Raw genomic sequence first — 3,459 nt, 5'->3', positions numbered from 1 at the left:
CTGGTTTGGCGTCGAACTATGTATTGCCTTCGTTAAGTAATGCATCGTTAAATAACAAAGCAACGATCAACGCTGTCACTACCGCAGTTAATATTATCGGTAATAGCCAAAGTGGTACCTACAACGGCAATCAACAAAGTGTTAGCGGCTTCACCGCCACAGGACTCGTCGGTTCTGATACAGCAGCCAACATCAGTGGCTTTGCTGCTACTGGTGCGATAGGAACCAATGCTGGTAGTTATACCAATATAGTCAACGGTAGCAACAGCAACTACAGCAATATCATCTTCACGAATGGTTCGCTCAACATCGATCGTGCAATAGCAACGATCAATGCGACAAAGACCTATGACAGTACAACCAATTTAAATGCAGGTCAGATTAGCGTCACTGGGATCAATGGACAGACACTCAATTACACGGGAACGGCATCAGCAAATAATGCTAACGTTGCTGCTAACAGCAGTAATTATGTGAGCGGCATCACCGGTTTGGCTGACGGTACTGGTCTCGCGTCGAACTATGTATTGCCTTCGTTAAGCAGCGCATCGTTAAATAACAAAGCAACGATCAATGCTGTCACTACCGCAGTCAACATTATCGGTAACAGTCAAAGTGGTACCTACAGCGGTAATCAACAAAGTGTTAGCGGCTTCACCGCCACTGGGCTCGTCGGCTCAGACACAGCGGCCAACATCAGTGGCATCACTGCTAGCGGTGCAACAGGTACTAATGCTGGTAGCTACACAAACATCGTCAGTGGTAGCAACAGCAACTACAGCAATATCATCTTCACCAATGGCACACTCAACATTGATCGTGCGATCGCAACGATCAATGCCACCAAGACCTATGACAGTACAACCAATTTAAATGCAGGTCAGATTAGCGTCACTGGGGTCAATGGACAGACACTCAATTACACGGGAACGGCATCAGCAAATAATGCTAACGTTGCTGCTAACAGCAGTAATTATGTGAGCGGCATCACCGGTTTGGCTGACGGTACTGGTCTCGCGTCGAACTATGTATTGCCTTCGTTAAGCAGCGCATCGTTAAATAACAAAGCAACGATCAATGCTGTCACTACCGCAGTCAACATTATCGGTAACAGTCAAAGTGGTACCTACAACGGTAATCAACAAAGTGTTAGCGGCTTCACCGCCACTGGACTCGTCGGTTCTGATACAACTGCCAACATCAGCGGCATTATTTCTAGTGGTGCAATGGGTACGAATGCTGGTAGCTACACAAACATCGTCAGTGGTAGCAACAGCAACTACAGCAATATCATCTTCACGAATGGTTCTCTCAACATTGATCGTGCAATTGCAACGATCAATGCGACAAAGACCTATGACAGTACAACCAATTTAAATGCAGGTCAGATTAGCGTCACAGGGGTCAATGGACAAACACTCAATTACACAGGAACGGCATCAGCAAACAATGCTAATGTAGCTGCTAATGGAAGTAACTATGTCAGTGGCATCACCGGTTTGGCTGACGGCACTGGTTTGGCTTCCAATTACATCCTGCCTAGCCTATCAGTGCAGTCACTAAATAACAAAGCGACGATCAACGCTGTCACTACCGCGGTCAACATTGTCGGTAACAGTCAAAGTGGTACCTACAACGGCAATCAACAAAGCGTTAGCGGATTTTCTGCAACCGGCTTAGTGGGAACGGATACAGCAGCCAACATCAGTGGTATCGCCGCTAGGGGTGCAATAGGTACGAATGCTGGCACCTATACCAACACAGTCAGTGGTAGCAACAGCAACTACAGCAATATTATCTTCACCAACGGCACACTCAACATTGATCGTGCAATCGCAACGATCAATGCGACAAAGACTTATGACAGCACAACGAGCTTAACATCAGGTCAGGTCAACATTACCGGGGTCAATGGCCAAACACTGAATTACACAGGAACGGCATCAGCAAACAATGCCAATGTCGCTGCTAATGGTAGTAACTATGTCAGTGGCATCACCGGTTTAGCTGACGGCACTGGTTTAGCGTCGAACTATGTATTACCTTCGTTAAGCAGTGCATCGTTAAATAACAAAGCAACGATCAACGCTGTCACTACCGCAGTCAACATTATCGGCAACAGTCAAAGTGGTACCTACAACGGCAATCAACAAAGCGTTAGCGGATTTTCTGCAACCGGCTTAGTGGGAACGGATACAGCAGCCAACATCAGTGGTATCGCCGCTAGTGGTGCAATAGGTACGAATGCTGGCACCTATACCAACACAGTCAGTGGTAGCAACAGCAACTACAGCAATATTATCTTCACCAACGGCACACTCAACATTGATCGTGCAATCGCAACGATCAATGCGACAAAGACTTATGACAGCACAACGAGCTTAACATCAGGTCAGGTCAACATTACCGGGGTCAATGGCCAAACACTGAATTACACAGGAACGGCATCAGCAAACAATGCCAATGTCGCTGCTAATGGTAGTAACTATGTCAGTGGCATCACCGGTTTAGCTGACGGCACTGGTTTAGCGTCGAACTATGTATTACCTTCGTTAAGCAGTGCATCGTTAAATAACAAAGCAACGATCAACGCTGTCACTACCGCAGTCAACATTATCGGCAACAGTCAAAGTGGTACCTACAACGGTAATCAACAAAGTGTTAGCGGATTTACTGCAACTGGCTTAGTTGGAACGGATACAGCGGCCAACATCAGTGGCATCACTGCTAGCGGCGCAATAGGAACCAACGCTGGCACCTATACCAACATAGTCAGCGGTAGCAACAGCAACTATAGCAATATCATCTTCACCAACGGCACACTCAACATTGATCGTGCAATCGCAACGATCAATGCCACCAAAACCTATGACAGCACAACGAGCTTAACATCTGGTCAGGTCAACATTACCGGCATCAATGGCCAAACACTGAACTACACCGGAACAGCATCTGCCAACAATGCCAACGTTGTCGCTAACGGCAGTAACTATGTCAGTGGCATTACAGGCTTAGCTGACGGCACTGGTCTCGCGTCCAATTACATCCTGCCTAGCCTATCAGTTCGGTCACTGAATAACAAAGCAACGATCAACGCTGTCACTACCGCGGTCAACATTATCGGTAACAGCCAAAGTGGTACCTACAACGGCAATCAGCAAAGTATTAGCGGCTTCACCGCCACAGGACTCGTCGGTTCTGATACAGCGGCGAACATCAGTGGCTTTACCGCTAGTGGTGCGATAGGTACTAATGCTGGCACCTATACCAACATAGTCAGCGGTAGCAACAGCAACTATAGCAATATCATTTTCACCAACGGTACGCTGAATATTGATCGTGCGATCGCGACGATCAATGCCACCAAGACCTACGATAGTACAACGAGCTTAACGTCAGGTCAGGTCAACATCACCGGGGTCAATGGCCAAACACTGAATTACACAGGAACGGCAGTAG

The 3,459-nt window shown here is 47.2% G+C and carries 1 protein-coding gene; it reads left to right on the top strand.

Going from position 1 to position 3,459, the window contains the following annotated elements:
- Window positions 1–3,459, top strand: a 3,459-nt coding sequence (locus ACO0K2_RS19645; protein WP_423021752.1) for a beta strand repeat-containing protein, incomplete at both ends; no start/stop codon positions are given.

The sequence above is a fragment of the Undibacterium sp. MH2W genome (genome assembly GCF_049340215.1).
Classification (GTDB): Bacteria; Pseudomonadota; Gammaproteobacteria; order Burkholderiales; family Burkholderiaceae_D; genus Undibacterium.
Note: the sequence above shows the minus strand (reverse complement) of the source record. Positions and strands in the feature narration are given on the sequence as shown.